This window comes from Actinomadura rubrisoli, from assembly GCF_004349215.1.
Lineage (GTDB): Bacteria > Actinomycetota > Actinomycetes > Streptosporangiales > Streptosporangiaceae > Spirillospora > Spirillospora rubrisoli.
Window position 1 is genome coordinate 1 of record NZ_SMKU01000257.1, and the last position, 13,658, is coordinate 13,658.

The 13,658-nt window shown below is 73.9% G+C and carries 15 protein-coding genes; 5 read left to right on the forward strand and 10 right to left on the reverse strand.

Annotated features, from left to right (window positions below; translation table 11 throughout):
- The 10 genes from E1298_RS33920 to E1298_RS33965 form a co-directional block, all read right to left on the reverse strand.
- Nucleotides 1-834 (reverse strand): ABC transporter ATP-binding protein (locus E1298_RS33920; RefSeq protein WP_131900629.1); only part of this gene is annotated, 834 nt, incomplete at its 3' end.
- Nucleotides 831-1,346, reverse strand: coding sequence for a flavin reductase family protein (locus E1298_RS33925; RefSeq protein ID WP_207944993.1), 516 nt, complete (start codon nucleotides 1,344-1,346; stop codon nucleotides 831-833). The genes E1298_RS33920 and E1298_RS33925, both read right to left, overlap by 4 nt.
- Before the next feature lie 105 nt (nucleotides 1,347-1,451).
- Nucleotides 1,452-2,228, reverse strand: coding sequence for a cyclase family protein (locus E1298_RS33930; protein WP_131900631.1), 777 nt, complete (start codon nucleotides 2,226-2,228; stop codon nucleotides 1,452-1,454).
- Nucleotides 2,225-3,223, reverse strand: coding sequence for an aromatase/cyclase (locus E1298_RS33935; RefSeq protein ID WP_131900633.1), 999 nt, complete (start codon nucleotides 3,221-3,223; stop codon nucleotides 2,225-2,227). Before E1298_RS33935 ends, E1298_RS33930 begins: the two co-directional genes overlap by 4 nt.
- Before the next feature lie 46 nt (nucleotides 3,224-3,269).
- A complete protein-coding gene (fabG, locus tag E1298_RS33940; RefSeq protein ID WP_131900635.1) occupies nucleotides 3,270-4,058 on the reverse strand; it encodes a 3-oxoacyl-ACP reductase FabG in 789 nt (262 codons plus the stop codon).
- Nucleotides 4,059-4,132: 74 nt separating this feature from the next.
- Nucleotides 4,133-5,137 (reverse strand): beta-ketoacyl-ACP synthase 3, encoded by a 1,005-nt coding sequence (locus tag E1298_RS33945; protein WP_131900637.1) that lies wholly within the window; start codon nucleotides 5,135-5,137, stop codon nucleotides 4,133-4,135.
- A gap of 4 nt (nucleotides 5,138-5,141) precedes the next feature.
- On the reverse strand, nucleotides 5,142-5,396 hold the full coding sequence (locus tag E1298_RS33950; RefSeq protein WP_207944994.1) for a phosphopantetheine-binding protein: 255 nt from the start codon (nucleotides 5,394-5,396) through the stop codon (nucleotides 5,142-5,144).
- A gap of 10 nt (nucleotides 5,397-5,406) precedes the next feature.
- Nucleotides 5,407-6,714 carry a ketosynthase chain-length factor gene (locus E1298_RS33955; protein ID WP_131900639.1) on the reverse strand — a complete coding sequence of 436 codons (1,308 nt, stop codon included), beginning with the start codon at nucleotides 6,712-6,714 and terminating at the stop codon, nucleotides 5,407-5,409.
- Nucleotides 6,711-8,006, reverse strand: a complete 1,296-nt coding sequence (locus E1298_RS33960; RefSeq protein ID WP_131900641.1) for a beta-ketoacyl-[acyl-carrier-protein] synthase family protein — start codon at nucleotides 8,004-8,006, stop codon at nucleotides 6,711-6,713. The genes E1298_RS33955 and E1298_RS33960 overlap by 4 nt, the downstream gene beginning before the upstream one ends.
- Entirely contained in the window at nucleotides 7,984-8,409 is a 426-nt protein-coding gene (locus E1298_RS33965; RefSeq protein ID WP_131900643.1) for a nuclear transport factor 2 family protein, read from the reverse strand. Before E1298_RS33965 ends, E1298_RS33960 begins: the two co-directional genes overlap by 23 nt.
- A gap of 191 nt (nucleotides 8,410-8,600) precedes the next feature.
- Here E1298_RS33965 and E1298_RS33970 point away from each other — a divergent pair, with 191 nt between their 5' ends.
- From E1298_RS33970 to E1298_RS33990, 5 genes are all read left to right on the forward strand, one after another.
- The gene (locus tag E1298_RS33970) at nucleotides 8,601-9,683 is read left to right on the forward strand and encodes an acyl-CoA dehydrogenase family protein (protein WP_131900645.1); all 1,083 of its coding nucleotides are present in this window, start codon (nucleotides 8,601-8,603) and stop codon (nucleotides 9,681-9,683) included.
- A complete protein-coding gene (locus tag E1298_RS33975) occupies nucleotides 9,680-10,657 on the forward strand; it encodes a 3-hydroxyacyl-CoA dehydrogenase NAD-binding domain-containing protein (protein ID WP_131900647.1) in 978 nt (325 codons plus the stop codon). The genes E1298_RS33970 and E1298_RS33975 overlap by 4 nt, the downstream gene beginning before the upstream one ends.
- On the forward strand, nucleotides 10,654-10,986 hold the full coding sequence (locus E1298_RS33980; protein ID WP_131900649.1) for an antibiotic biosynthesis monooxygenase family protein: 333 nt from the start codon (nucleotides 10,654-10,656) through the stop codon (nucleotides 10,984-10,986). The genes E1298_RS33975 and E1298_RS33980 overlap by 4 nt, the downstream gene beginning before the upstream one ends.
- A gap of 61 nt (nucleotides 10,987-11,047) precedes the next feature.
- Nucleotides 11,048-11,878, forward strand: coding sequence for a DUF1684 domain-containing protein (locus tag E1298_RS33985; protein ID WP_131900651.1), 831 nt, complete (start codon nucleotides 11,048-11,050; stop codon nucleotides 11,876-11,878).
- A 19-nt stretch (nucleotides 11,879-11,897) separates the two neighbouring features.
- A complete protein-coding gene (locus tag E1298_RS33990; protein ID WP_131900653.1) occupies nucleotides 11,898-13,505 on the forward strand; it encodes an ABC transporter substrate-binding protein in 1,608 nt (535 codons plus the stop codon).
- Nucleotides 13,506-13,658: the final 153 nt, after the last annotated feature.

The window sequence follows — 13,658 nt, forward strand, 5'->3', positions numbered from 1 at the left end:
GGGCGGGTCCGGCGCGGGCGGCCGTTCGGCGGTCCGCAGGCCCAGGCCGGACAGCGCGGGAGCGTCGGCGACGAGCGCGCGCGTGTACGGATGCTCAGGTGAGGCGAGCAGCCGCCGCGCCGGGCCCTCCTCGACCACCCGGCCCCCGGCCATCATCGCGACGCGGTCGGCCCGGTCGCGCGCGACGGCGAGGTCGTGGGTGATGAGCAGCACCGCCGTGCCCGACTCCCGGGCGAGGCCGTCGAGATGGTCGAGGATCCGGTGCTGGACGGTGGTGTCGAGGGCGCTCGTCGGCTCGTCCGCCACGATCAGCCGGGGGTCGCCCGCCAGCGCGATGGCGATCAGCACGCGCTGGCGCATCCCGCCCGACAGCTCGTGCGGGTACTGCCGCGCCCGCAGGGCCGCGTCCGGCAGGCCCGCCCGCTCCAGCAGCTCCACCGCGCGGGACGGGGCGGCGGACCGGTCGGCGAGGCCGTGGACGCGCAGCACCTCGGCGACCTGCGCCCCCACCCTGGCCACCGGATTGAGGGACACGCCCGCGTCCTGCGGCACCAGCGCGATGGAGCGGCCGCGCACCGTCCGCCACGCGGGCTCGCCCAGCGCGGTGAGGTCGGTCCCGCCGAAGCCCACCGAGCCGCCCTCGATCCGGGCGCCCGCCGGCAGGATCCCGAGGACCGCGTGCGCGAGGGTGCTCTTGCCCGAGCCCGATTCGCCGACGAGCGCGACGACCTCGCCGGGCCCGACGCTCAGGCTCGCGCCCTCGACCGCGGCGACCGCGCCCCGGGAGCCGCGGTAGACGACCTTCAGGTCGCGCACCCGCAGCAGGGCGCTCACAGCTCGCACCCCTCCGGGACGTTCATGAACCGGCCCTGGTAGTACAGGAGCGGCCGGCCCTCGGCGACGGCGAGGCCGGTGACCCGGCCGAGGACGATCAGATGGTCGCCGCCGTCCAGGACGTCGTAGCCGTCGCACTCGACGTGGGCCAGGGCCCCGCTCAGTCGCGGGATGCCGTACGGGCCCGGGGTCGTGGCCACCGCGCCGAACGGACCTCGGCCCGAGCGCGAGAAGGCCAGGGCCGCCGGATGCTGGTCGGCGGACAGGATGTTGACGACGTAGCCGGGAGCCGTGGGCAGGGCGTGGCACATGCTCCGGTTCTTGCCGATGCAGACCAGCACCAGCGGCGGGTCCAGGGACAGCGAGCAGAACGCGCTGACCGTGCACCCGACCGGCGTGCCGTCGGGCTGCACGGTGGTGATGACCGTGACCCCGGTGGCGAACCGGCCCATGGTCCGGCGCAGCAGCAATTCGTCGGTGAACGGCTCGATGGCCGCGCGGTCGGTGGTCATTCGGGGGTCCCCTCTCAGGCCACGGGTACGGGGCTGACGGGCGGCGCGGCGGCCGGTGCGGGGGCGGTCAGCGGGTCCGCCACCGCGGCGCCCCGGCGGTCCCGGTCACCGGTCCAGCAGCGCGACGGCGCGCGTCCAGCCGGCGCCCGCGCGGGCGATCTTGGTCGGGAAGCAGGCGACGCGGAAGCCGAACGGCTCGGGCAGGGCGCCGAGCCCGCCCAGCCGCTCGATCTGGCAGTACTCGCGGTCGCGGCCCGCGAAGTGCGAGGGCCACAGCACCCCGCGGTCGCCGGTCTCCCGGTAGGTCTTGATGATGTACGGGAAGGGCGCGTCCAGGCTGAACGCGTCCGTGCCGATGACCTTGATCCCCAGATCGAGCAGGAAGTGGGTGGCGGGGCCGTCCAGGCCGGTGAAGTCGGTGAAGTACCCGGGGGTGCCGATGCGCGCCTCCGCGCCGGTGTGCAGCAGGCAGATGTCGAACGGCCGGGGCCGATAGCCGATGCGCTGGAGCTCCTTCTCCAGGTGCGCGACGCCCGCCGTCCCCGTGCCCACGTCGGTGAGGTCGAGGACGAAGCCCGGGCGCAGGAACCAGTCCAGCGGGAGCTGGTCGATGTCGCGGGGCCGGTCGGTGTAGGTGGGACGCGAGCCGTAGTGCGAGGGCGCGTCCACGTGGGTGCCCATGTGCGTGCTGAGCGACAGGAAGTCGTTGGTCAGGAACTCCCCGTCGGGCAGCTCGTCCGGGTCGAGTTCCAGGCCGAGGTGCTCGCGCATCGCGGCCGTCATGTGGACCGCGCCCTCCTTCGCCGACATGGCCTTGTGGCTGAGCTCGTCGGGCTCCCACCGCTCGGCGTCGATCGTCGTGGATAGGTCGATCACTCTCATCTCGCGCTCTCCTTGCCTTCCGCGCCTTCTGCGCCTTCCGTCAGTTCACGCGCCCGCCGGAGGGTGGCCACGCTGTTGGCGCCGATCGAGCGGCGCACCAGGTCGCCCGCCTTGGCGGCGGTGCCCCCGGGGCCGAGCACCCGGGTGATGGCCTCCTCCTTGAGCACGACGGTGTGCCGGGCGACCGCCGTCACCCCGCGCTTGTCCTCGCGCAGGACCCAGGAGCCGACGTGGGCGGACAGGAAGTCCGGGAGCGCCGTCTGCTTGTAGACGATGGAGTCGGGGGGAAGCAGGACCCTGGCCGAGACGGTGGTGTGCACCTCGGTCCGGTCCGGGTCGCCCGCGCTCTCCCGGGTGTCCATCTCCAGGATCTGGACGCCGGCGGCGTCCTCGGTCAGCTCGACCCTGGCGACGTGCGGGATCAGCTCGGGCCAGTCCCCCGCCCTGGCGAGGAAGTCGTAGACCTTCCGCGCCGGAGCGGCGATGAACACCTCGTCCTCGAAGTCGACGATGAGGTCGGCGAGCCGGTGGCGCTGCGCGGCGGCCCGCCGGAGCGAGTCGAGCTCCGCCCGGCTGTTGCGGTCCACGACCTCCTCGATCTTGTCGAGGATCCCGGGGTCGTCGCCCGCGGCGGAGAACCAGTGCCGGAAGGCGACCTCCGAGCTCTCGGCGCCGGACGGGCTGACCAGCCATTCGCCCCGCATCGCGGCCACCGGGGGCGCCGGCTCGGTCTGCCGGAAGGCGACCCGCCGGGCCTCGAAGTCGAGCGCGCGGCGGGAGACCCAGCCGCGCACGTCCGTGCCGCCCCCGGCGAACGCCCAGATGCGCAGGCGCTCCTCGCCGTCCGGCGCGGTGTCCAGATACTGGACGTGCACGGTGGGCGTGAAGATCGCGGGCCAGCGGCCGGCGTCGGCGATCAGGTCGTAGACGGTGTCCGCGGGCGCGGGCACCGTGATGGTGTGCTCGGTCTCCCTGACGACGGGTGAAACGGTCACCGGTCCGTCCCTTCAGTAGCTGCCCAGTCCGCCTGGTACCTGCCGCCTAGTAACTGCCGAGCCCGCCGCAGACGTTGAGGGCCTGCGCGGTGATCGAGCCCGCGGTGTCGGTGGCGAGGTAGCCCACCAGCCCGGCCACCTCCTGCGGGGTCGAGTACCGCCCGAGCGGGATCTTGGCGAGGAAGCGCTTCAGCACCTCCTCCTCGGAGACCTGCCAGCCCGCCGCGAAACGCTCCCGCACCCCGGCGGCCATCGGGGTCTCGACGAAGCCGGGGCAGACGGCGTTGACGGTGATCCCGGAGCCCGCCAGTTCCAGGGCGAGCGCCTTGGTGAACCCGATCACGCCGCTCTTGGCGGCCGAGTAGGGGGCGGCGTAGGCGACCCCCTGCTTGCCGCCGGTCGAGGCGATGTTGATGATCCGTCCCCATGGCCGGCCGGCCAGCCCGCCCGTCTTGAGCACCTCGCGGGTGACCCGGAAGGTCCCGCCGAGGTTGGTGTCGATGACGTCGTCCCAGAGCTCGTCGGTCAGGTCGGCGGTGACCCCGCCGCCGCCCCTGCCCGCGTTGTTGACCACGATGTCGATGGGCCCGAACCGGTCGCCCGCGGCGCGGACCAGCGCTCGCACCTCGGCGGCCGAGCGCACGTCGCACGCCGTCCCGTCGACGGTGAGGCCGTCCGCGGCCAGGTCCTTGACCGTCGCGGCGACCCCGTCCGCCGACCGGGCGCAGATGAACACCCGCAGGCCCCGCTCGGCCAGGGTCCTGGCCGTCTCCAGGCCGATCCCACTGGTCGCGCCGGTCACCACCGCGACCCTGTTGTCCTCTTCTGTAAGCATGTGGCCCTCTTCTGTCATCATGTGGCCCTCTTCTGTCACCTGGTTTCCTCTCCGCGTCGTCCCCGGCCTTCGGCTCAGGGGATCTCGATCACTTGGCCGGCGTAGACCAGACCCGAGCCGAAGCCGATCGTCAGCGCCGTCATGCCGCTCGCCGCCTCGCCCGAGGCCAGCAGGCGGTCGAGGGCGAGCGGGATGGAGGCCGCCGAGGTGTTGCCGCTGTCGGCGATGTCGCGGGCGATCACCACGTCGTCGCGCAGCCCGAGCTGCTCGGCGAGCTCGTCGATGATGAGCATGTTGGCCTGGTGCGGGACGAAGGCGTCGATGTCCCCGATCGCGAGCCCCGCCTCCTCGACGGCCCGGCGGGCGGCCGGCGCGAGCTCGGTGCTCGCCCACCGGTAGACGCGCCAGCCGGACATGCCGAGCCGCGGCCACGGCAGGTCGGGGTCCTCGCGCAGCGCGGGGTCCCAGTGCCCGGTCATGCCGACCGCGTCCGCCCGGGACCCGTCGCTGCCCCACACGACCGGGCCGATGCCGGGTCGCTCGGACGGTCCGACGACGACCGCGCCCGCGCCGTCGGCGAACAGGAAGGCGGTGGACGGGTCGTCCGGGTCCAGGATGTCGGTGATCCGCTCGGCGCCGATCATCAGCACGTGCCCGGCGGTGCCGGCCTGCACCATGCACGAGGCCAGCGCGAGCCCGTAGGGGAAGCCCGCGCAGGCGGCGAGCACGTCGAAGGCCGCCGCCGACGTCGCGCCGAGCGCGTGCGCGACCTGCGCGGCGAGCGAGGGCATCTGGCTGAGGTGGGTGGTGGTGGCGACCACCACGCAGCCGATCTGAGCCGCCTCCACCCCTGCGGCGGCCAGCGCCTTCGCCGCCGCGTCGGTGGCCATCACGGCCAGCGTCTCCTCCGGCCCGGCGTAGCCGCGGCGCCGGATGCCCGAGCGCTTGACGATCCAGTCCTCGTCCAGCCCGAGCCGCCCGGCGATCTCGGCGTTGGGCACCGACCGCTCCGGCCGGTGCACGCCGAGCCCCAGGATGCGGCTGTGCCGGGCGGGCGGGGTGCGTAGGGGGGCGCTCATCGTCTCAGGCGCTCTCGCGCAGCCGCTGGGTGACGTAGTCGAGCACGTCGCGCGGGGTGGTCAGGTCGGCGACGGCCTCGTCCGGGATCGCCAGGTGGTAGTCCTGCTGCACCCGGGTGGCGATCTCCAGGACGGCCAGGGAGTCGAAGTCCATGTCGGTGAACGGGGTGTCCAGGAACTCGCCGTCCAGGTCGATCGGGGCCCCGTCGGCGGTGCTCAGCATGATGTCCTTGAGCTCGGTGGCGGTGAAAACGGTCATTTGACTCTCCTTAGTGCGGTGCGGTGAGGACCACCGCGGAGTTGAAGCCCCCCAGCCCCCGCGCCAGGACCAGGGCGTTGCGGATCGTCCGGGGGCACGGCTCGCCGAGGACGAGGTCGAGGTCGATGCCGGGCGCGGGACGCGTCACATTGACGGTCGGCGGGATGATCCCGTCCCGGATCGCCAGCAGGGCCGCGGCCAGGTCCAGGGCGCCGCCGCCGGCGTAGAGCCGGCCCGTCATCGTCTTCGGCGCGGTGACCGGGACCCCGCGCGGGCCGAACAGCCCGGTGATGGCCTCGGCCTCCTCCCGGTCGGGCCCCGGCAGGCCCCAGCCGTCGGCGAAGACCACGTCGATCTGGCGCGGGCCGACCCCCGCGTCGGCCATGGCGAGCTCGGCGGCCCGCCGCAGGCGCGGCGCGCGGCCGTCGCCGCGCGGCGGGTCGAGCGGCCCGACCGCCCGCCCCGGCTCGCCGTCGCCGACCTGCGGGTCGAAGGTCGCGGCGTAGCCGGCGATCTCGCCGTAGACCTGGGGCGCGCCGCGGGCGGCGGCGGCCTCGGCGTCCTCCAGGATGAGGATCGCGCCGCCGTTGCCCGGCAGGTAGCCGCACGCCTCGCCGTCGAACGGCAGGTAGGCGCGGGCCGGGTCGTCGCGGGTGCTGAGCATCCCGGTGGCGATCTGGAAGGCCAGGCCGCCCGGCGACAGCGACGCGTCGCTGCCGCCCGCCACGACCAGCGGGGTGCCGCGGCGGACCTGCCTCCTGGCGTGCCCGACCGCGTCCAGCCCGCCCGCCTGCTCGGAGGCCAGCACCATCGCGGGCCCCTTCATGCCGTGCCGGATCGACAGCTGCCCCGCGGTGGCCGCGTAGAACCAGGCCACCGCCATGTACGCCGAGACGTAGGTCGGCCCCTGCGACCAGAGCCGCTGGAGCTCGCGCTGGCCGAACATGATGCCGCCGGAGGAGTTGGCCACCGTGACGCCCATGTCGAACTCCGGCAGCGCCGCCGGGTCGACCGCCGCATCGGCGAGCGCCATGACGGTGGCCGACATGGCCAGGTGCGTCATGTGGTCGGTCTGCGCCCGGAACCTGCCGGGCACGTACTCGGTCGCGTCGAGCGCGACCTCGCCCGCCAGCCGGACGGGATAGGGCGAGGCGTCGAACAGGGTGATGGGGCCGAGGCCGCTCTTTCCCGCCAGCGTGGCCTGCCAGTACTCCTCGGTCCCGACGCCGTTGGGCGCCGTCACGCCGAGGCCGGTCACGACCGTCCGGACGGTGGACGCGGCGGCGCGGGCGGCGGTCGCCGGGGCGGTGACGGTCATGCCGCCCGCCCCGCCTCGGACAGCACCATCGCCGTCTGGAACCCGCCGAAGCCGCTGCCGACCGTGAGGACCGCGCCGATGTCCTGGGTGCGCGCCACCAGCGGCACGTAGTCCAGGTCGCAGTCGGGGTCCTGGACGGTCAGGTTGGCCGTGGGCGGGACGATCCCGTCCTCGATGGCCAGCACGCAGGCGGCGATCTCGATGGCGCCGATCGCGCCGAGCGAGTGGCCGACCATCGACTTGATCGAGCTCATCGGCACGTCGTAGGCGTGCGCGCCCAGCGCCCGCTTCACGGCGGCCGTCTCGTGCAGGTCGTTCTGCCGCGTGCCCGAGCCGTGGGCGTTGACGTAGCGGATGTCGGACGGGTCGAGCCGCGCCTGGCCGAGCGCCGCGCGGATCGCCTCGGCCAGCTCCGCCCCGTCCGGGCGCAGCCCCGTCATGTGGTAGGCGTTGGCGCGGTTGGCGTACCCGAGCACCTCGGCGCGGATCCGGGCCCCGCGCCTGCGGGCGTGCTCGTACTCCTCGACCACGAACATCGCGGCGCCCTCGCCGAGGACGATCCCGTCCCGGTCGCGGTGGAACGGCCGGCAGCCGGCCGCCGGATCGTCGTTGCGGGGGGTGGTGGCCTTGAGCGCGTCGAAGCACGCCATCGTGATCGGCGTCAGCGGGGCGTCGGTGGAACCGGCGATCATGACGTCGGCGGTGCCGTCCTCGATGAGCTGCACCGCGTGCCCGACCGCGTCCAGGCCCGAGGTGCAGCCCGCCGAGACGACCACGGCCGGGCCCTCGGTGCGCGCCGCCCAGGCCACCTCGGTGACCAGCGAGCTGACGGCGATGTAGGAGTAGCTGTACGGCGCGGCGAAGCGGTGGTCGACCAGCCAGTCGCGGCCGCCGTCGCTGATCGCCACGTACTCCTCCTCCATCCGGGTGGAGGAGCCGATCGCGCTGCCGAGGCTGACCCCGGCCCGCGACCGGTCGAGCCCCGCGGCGCCGTCGCCGTCGAGCCCGCCGTCGGCGAGGGCCTCGCGCGTGGCCACCAGGGCGAACTGGCCGGCCCTGTCCATCCGGCGGATCTCCTTGGGGGACAGCCCCTCGCGCTCGGGGTCGAAGTCGACCTCGGCCGCGATGCGGCAGCGGTACGGGGAGGCGTCGAACAGGGTGATGGGGCGGGTGGCCGTGCGCCCCGCGGTGAGCATCTCCCAGAACGCCTTGGTGCCGACGCCGCCGGGCGCGACCACCCCCAGGCCGGTGATGACGGCCCGCCGGGCGCTAGCGGAGGAGCAGGTCGTCACGGCGGATCACCCGGGACTTGAGCAGCAGGGTTCCGTCGACGCGGACCAGTTCGTCCTCGACGACGCAGGTCGGCTGGAGGACGACGGTGCCCTTGGCGTCGGTCATGGTGACCATCGCGTAGTAGTCCGTGCGCACCGTGTCCGCGTCGACCGTCTCGATCAGGAACTTGTCGAACCAGTGCCGGGGGATGAACCCGTCGTAGGCGGGCAGCCCGGCGCGCAGCATGGCGAGGATCGCCTCGCGTCCCTGGACGTGGTCGTCGCGGGACACGTGCCGCATGACGCCGTCCTCGGTGAAGCTCTGGGCGAAGTCCTCCAGCTTCCCGGAGTCGAGCGCCCGCATCTGGCGCGCGTAGAAGGTCTGGACCTCCACGTACAGGTCCGCACTCAACGGCGGTGCCATCGCAGCCCCTTAGGTCTCGTCGGTCGTGTCCGAACCGGACGAGAGGGAGCGTGCGCGGTCCGGATAGAGCCCGGATGGAGACCGGCTTGAGAACCGATCGACCAGGTGAGGGGTCCAGCGGCCGTCGAGCGGGCCTCTAGCGGACGTCCGCACACTCCCCTCGTCGGACGGGACCGAGCGGAGGAGACCGGATGCCGCTGTCGGACATGGACAAGGCCAGGATCGTCGCGGGCACCCACGCGGCCGAGGCCGAGAACGCGCGCCGGCTGCCCCCCGAGGTGGTCGACGCGCTGGTGGCGGCCGGGTTCGCCCGCCATCTGGTGCCCGCGCGGTGGGGCGGCACGGCCGGCGGGCTCACCGAGCTGGGACGGGCGGTCGCGACCGTCGGCGAGGGCTGCGCGTCCGCCGCCTGGTGCGCGTCGCTGTACGCCCACTCGGCCAGGTTCGGGGCGTTCCTGCCCGAGCAGGGGCAAAGGGAGCTGTGGGAGCAGGGCCCGGACACGCTCGTCGTCGCTGGGCTCGTCCCCACCGGGGAGGCGGTCGCCGTGCCCGGCGGCACGCGGCTGACCGGGACGTGGCGCTACACCAGCGCGGTCCACTCGGCCGACTGGGCGCTCGTCTGCGGCCCGGCCGACGGCGACGAGATCCGGTTCTTCGCGGTCCCCCGGAGCGACTTCACGATCGAGGACACCTGGTTCAGCACGGGCATGCGCGCCACCGCGAGCAACACCCTGGTCCTGGACGGCGTGTTCGTCCCCGAGCACCGGGCGTTCCTGCGGGACAGCGCCTTCGCGGGCCGTCCGGTCGGCTCCGGCGCCCCCTGCCACACCGTGCCGATGCGCGCGGTGAACGGGCTGCCGTTCGCGACGCCGATCCTCGGCGCCGCCACCGGCGCGCACCACTCCGCCGCCGAGATCATGTCCGGCCGGTCGCCCTCGGCGGCCGCGCTCCTCGCGCTGGCCCGCGCGGCGGGCGAGATCGACGCGGCGGCGCTGCTGCTCGACCGGGCGGCGGCGGGCCTGGACGGCGGCGGCGTCACCCCCGCCGACGCCGCCCGCAACGCCCGCGACAACTGCCTGGCGGTGGAACTGCTCGTCGGCGCGACCGACCGGCTCTTCCGCGCGGTCGGCACCGCGGGCCAGGCCCAGGACCATCCCCTGCAGCGCTTCTGGCGGGACGTGAACACCGCCGCAAGCCACGTGGCGCTCCGCATGGAGACCGCCGGAACCATCTACGCACAGCAGCTTCTCGCCTCAAGGAAGGAGATGGCATGAGCACGAGCAGCGGCACCGTCACCGTCATCGGCGCGGGGACGATCGGCCTCGGCTGGACCACGCTGTTCCTGGCAAGTGGGCTCACCGTCCGCGTCAACAGCCGCAATCCCGAGGCGGCCGACGTCGTCAGGAAGGCCGTCGAGTTGCACGCGCCGGGCGTCCCCGGCGGCGCGGACCCCGCCGACCTGCTCAGCAGGCTGGAGCTCGAATCCGACCTGGAGAAGGCGGTCGCCGACGCCGACGTCGTCCAGGAGAACACCCCGGAGGACGCGCGGCTCAAGCAGGAGCTGTTCGGCCGGATCGAGAAGGCCGCCCCCGCCGGCGCCCTGCTGCTGTCCTCCACCTCGTCGATCCCGCCGGCGGTCCTCGGCACCGGGCTCAGGGAGCCGGACCGGGTCGTCGTGGGGCATCCGTTCAACCCCCCGCACGTGGTCCCGCTGGTCGAGGTCGTCGGCGGACGGCCCGAGCTGGTCGAGCGGGCCGCGGAGTTCTACCGGTCGGTGGGCAAGGTCCCGGTCGTCCTGCGCAAGCCGATCCTGGGGTTCGCCGCCAACCGCCTCCAGTCGGCGCTGCTGCGCGAGAGCATCCACCTGGTCCGCGAGGGCGTGGTGACCGTCGGCGAGCTCGACGAGATCGTCACGGCCTCCATCGGCCTGCGGTGGTCCACCGTCGGCCCGTTCCTCGCCTTCCACCTCGGCGGCGGGCCGGGCGGGCTCCGCCACTGGCTGTCGCACCTGGGCGTCGGGCTGGAGGCGGGCTGGGAGCAGCTCGGCCGTCCCGCGATGGACGAGGAGACCGTCCGGCTCCTCGTCGAGCAGGCCGACACCGCCTACGGCGGCCGGACCTTCGAGGAGCTGACCGTCGAGCGGGACATCAGGCAGAACGCGGTACTGGAAGCGCTGGCGAAGGCGCCTGCGGAGGCGACGACGGCCGCCGCGGGGGCGGCGGGCACGGGCGAGGAGACGACCAGATGATCACGATGATCAACCCGATCAGGGTGACCGGCGACGCGGGCCGGTTCGAGAAGGTGGTCGACCAGATCATGGGGCACATGGCGGGCCGGCCCGGCTTCGTGGCCCTGCGCTTCTTCCGCTCGGCGGAGAACCCCGAGCGCTACTGCATGGTCGCGGAGTGGGACTCCATGAAGGACCACGAGGACGCCGTGGACGCGATGACCGACGAGGTGAAGGCGCTCTTCCTGGAGCTGAGGGAGCTGACCGAGGTCGCCCCCGACTTCTACACGCTCCTGCACACCCGCGCCCAGGGCGACTGGACGCCGGGCGGCGCTCCAGCGGTCCTCTAGCGGCCTTCGAGTCCCTGTCGAGAGGCGGCTGCCACGCTCGCCTGTTGCGAGGAGGATGCAGATGACGATCACCGAGACCGATTTCGCGCGGGAATGGCGTGCGTGGCGGCAGGACCGCCTGGAGAAGCTGCGCAAGCCGTACGGGCTCCTGGCGCCCAAGGGCCTGCACTGGCTCCTGGACGAGCCGCAGACCTTCGACACCGTGCCCGGCCGCTGGCGGCTGACGCCGGACGGCGTCGTCGTCGAGGCGGAGGCGCGCGCCGGCCTGCGGGTCGGCGGCAGGCTCGTCGACGGCGAGGCGACCATCCCGATCGTCGCACGCGGGGGGCCTCTGGTGGAGCACGGCCGGGTCGCGATCGGCGTCATGGCGTACCCGGCGGTCGGCAACGAGCCGGCCCAGGTCGCGATCCAGCCCCGCGACCCGGGCTCCCCCGCCCACACCGGCTTCGACGGCATCCCCGCCTACGACCCCGACCCGCGCTGGGTCGTGCCCGCCCGGTTCGAGCGGTACGAGACCGGCCGTCCGGAGATCTTCGGCACGGTGGTCGAGACGCTGCGCAAGAACCTCACCGTGTTCGGCCGCGTGGTGGTCGAGCTGGAGGGCGGCGAGTACAGCCTGGAGGTCTACTCCAGCGCGGTCGGCGAGCTGCACATCCCGTTCCGGGACCTGACCAGCGGCAAGACCACGTTCGCGGTCCGGCTCCTCGCGGTGCGGTGGCCCGAGGGCCGGGAGGGCGAGAACTTCGAGTTCCTGCTCGACTTCAACCGGGCCATGAACCTCCCGTGCACCTTCACCGACCACACCACCTGCGCCCTCGCCCCCGCGGGCAACGCGCTGCCCTTCGCCATCGAGGCCGGAGAGAAACTCCCGGCCTGGCGACCGCTCGATTAGGGCTTACGGGAGGATCTCGATGCGCTCCAAGCTCGCCCGGTGCTCCCTCGGGGGCCTGGCACTCATCACGCTGGTCTCCGGCTGCTCCTCGTCGGGCTCGGCCACCACGACCGGGGCGAGCGGGCCGCCGGTCCGCGGCGGCGCGCTGCGGGTCGACCTTGAGGCCGACCCCCGGTGCGTCGACCCCCACCAGAGCCCCACCGGGACGACCCAGATCGCGACCCGGGACGTCCTGGACGGCCTGATCGCCCAGGATCCCAAGACGGGTGCGCTCAAGCCGTGGCTAGCCACCTCGTGGCAGGTCTCGGACCAGGCCAGGCGGTTCGCCTTCCAGCTGCGGCCCGGGGTCACCTTCAGCGACGGGACGCCCCTCGACGCCGCAGCCGTGAAGGCCAACCTCGATCGGATCGTCGCGCCGTCCACCCACTCGCTGTTCGCGTCGAGCCTGATGCAGGGGTACGCGGGCGCCAAGGTGACCGGCCCGCTCGCGGTGACCGTCTCGTTCACGGCGCCGAACGCCCCGTTCCTGCAGGCCGCGAGCACCGGGTTCCTCGGGATCCAGTCGCCGCGGAGCTTCGCGGCCGGCACCAAGGCCACCTGCGCCAAGGTGGTCGGCAGCGGGCCGTTCGTCATGGAGTCCTACACGCCGCAGAAGAGCGTCGTGCTGCGGCGTCGTCCGGGATACGCGTGGGCGTCGCCGGTCGCGGCCCACGGCGGCCCGGCGTACCTGGACTCGGTCACCCTCGGCATCGTCCCGGACGGCGGCGTGCGGGCCGGCCGGCTGCGCAGCGGCCAGACCGACGCGATCACCGCGGTGCCGGCGCTCCAGGTGGCCCCGCTGAGGGCGGCGGGGCGGCGGGTGCTGACCGCGCCGCAGCCCGGCATGCCGTTCACGATGGTCTTCAACAACGGCCGCGCCCCGCTGGACGATGTGGCCGTGCGCCGCGCCGTGAGCGGCTCCATCGACGCCGGCCAGGTCGTCCGGGCCGTCCACCACGGCCTGTTCCCGCCCGCGTACGGGCTGCTCACCCGGCCCACGATCGGCTACAGCAGGTCCGTCCCGCCGCCCGATCCCGCGGCCGCGGCCAGGCTGCTCGACCAGAGCGGGTGGACGGGACGGGACGGCGAGGGCTACCGCACCAAGGGCGGGAAGCGCCTGAGCATCGACTGGCCGTACCGCGCGCCCGCCGACGCCCAGGTCGCGGCCCTTCAGCAGCTCATCCAGCAGCAGCTGAAGCGGGCCGGGATCCGGCTCGAACTGCGGCCGCTCGCCACCGGCGCCGCCGTCACCGCGCTGACGACCGGCGATTACGGCATCACCCAGCAGAGCATGGTGCGCGACGACGGCGACCTGCTGCGCAGCTTCTTCCGCTCCGGCTCCACCGACAACTTCAGCCGGGTCAGGCTGCCGGAGGTGGACCGGATCCTCGGGCAGGCCGCCGCGACGCTGGACCCCGGCCGGCGCGCGTCCCTGTACGCCGAGGCCGAGCGGCGGCTCACCGCGAACGCGACCGTGTTCCCCGTCTTCGACTACGTCACGCTGATGGGGGTGTCCGGCAAGGTCGCCGGGTCCGCCTTCACCGCCGACGGCCTGCCCTACTTCCACGGCACCTGGATCGCCAGGTGACCCGGCCTTGGTGACGCGTCCCCCGTCCCAGGAACGGGCCGCCGACCCGGGGGACGGTGCGCGTCCGGTCACGGCGGAGACCCGCCGCGACCGGACGTGCCTCGGGCGGATCCTGCGCGGATGGGCACGGCTCGGGCGGGGACGGCGCGGGCG

Excerpts from the sequence above, each read along its gene's own strand:
- E1298_RS33930 (WP_131900631.1), bottom strand. The coding sequence starts at position 2,228 with ATGAGAGTGATCGACCTATCCACGACGATCGACGCCGAGCGGTGGGAG.
- E1298_RS33980 (WP_131900649.1), top strand. The coding sequence starts at position 10,654 with ATGATCACGATGATCAACCCGATCAGGGTGACCGGCGACGCGGGCCGG.
- E1298_RS33950 (WP_207944994.1), bottom strand. The coding sequence starts at position 5,396 with ATGACCGTTTTCACCGCCACCGAGCTCAAGGACATCATGCTGAGCACC.
- fabG (WP_131900635.1), bottom strand. The coding sequence starts at position 4,058 with ATGCTTACAGAAGAGGACAACAGGGTCGCGGTGGTGACCGGCGCGACC.
- E1298_RS33965 (WP_131900643.1), bottom strand. The coding sequence starts at position 8,409 with ATGGCACCGCCGTTGAGTGCGGACCTGTACGTGGAGGTCCAGACCTTC.
- E1298_RS33955 (WP_131900639.1), bottom strand. The coding sequence starts at position 6,714 with ATGACCGTCACCGCCCCGGCGACCGCCGCCCGCGCCGCCGCGTCCACC.
- E1298_RS33970 (WP_131900645.1), top strand. The coding sequence starts at position 8,601 with ATGCCGCTGTCGGACATGGACAAGGCCAGGATCGTCGCGGGCACCCAC.
- E1298_RS33985 (WP_131900651.1), top strand. The coding sequence starts at position 11,048 with ATGACGATCACCGAGACCGATTTCGCGCGGGAATGGCGTGCGTGGCGG.
- E1298_RS33925 (WP_207944993.1), bottom strand. The coding sequence starts at position 1,346 with ATGACCACCGACCGCGCGGCCATCGAGCCGTTCACCGACGAATTGCTG.
- E1298_RS33990 (WP_131900653.1), top strand. The coding sequence starts at position 11,898 with ATGCGCTCCAAGCTCGCCCGGTGCTCCCTCGGGGGCCTGGCACTCATC.
- E1298_RS33945 (WP_131900637.1), bottom strand. The coding sequence starts at position 5,137 with ATGAGCGCCCCCCTACGCACCCCGCCCGCCCGGCACAGCCGCATCCTG.
- E1298_RS33975 (WP_131900647.1), top strand. The coding sequence starts at position 9,680 with ATGAGCACGAGCAGCGGCACCGTCACCGTCATCGGCGCGGGGACGATC.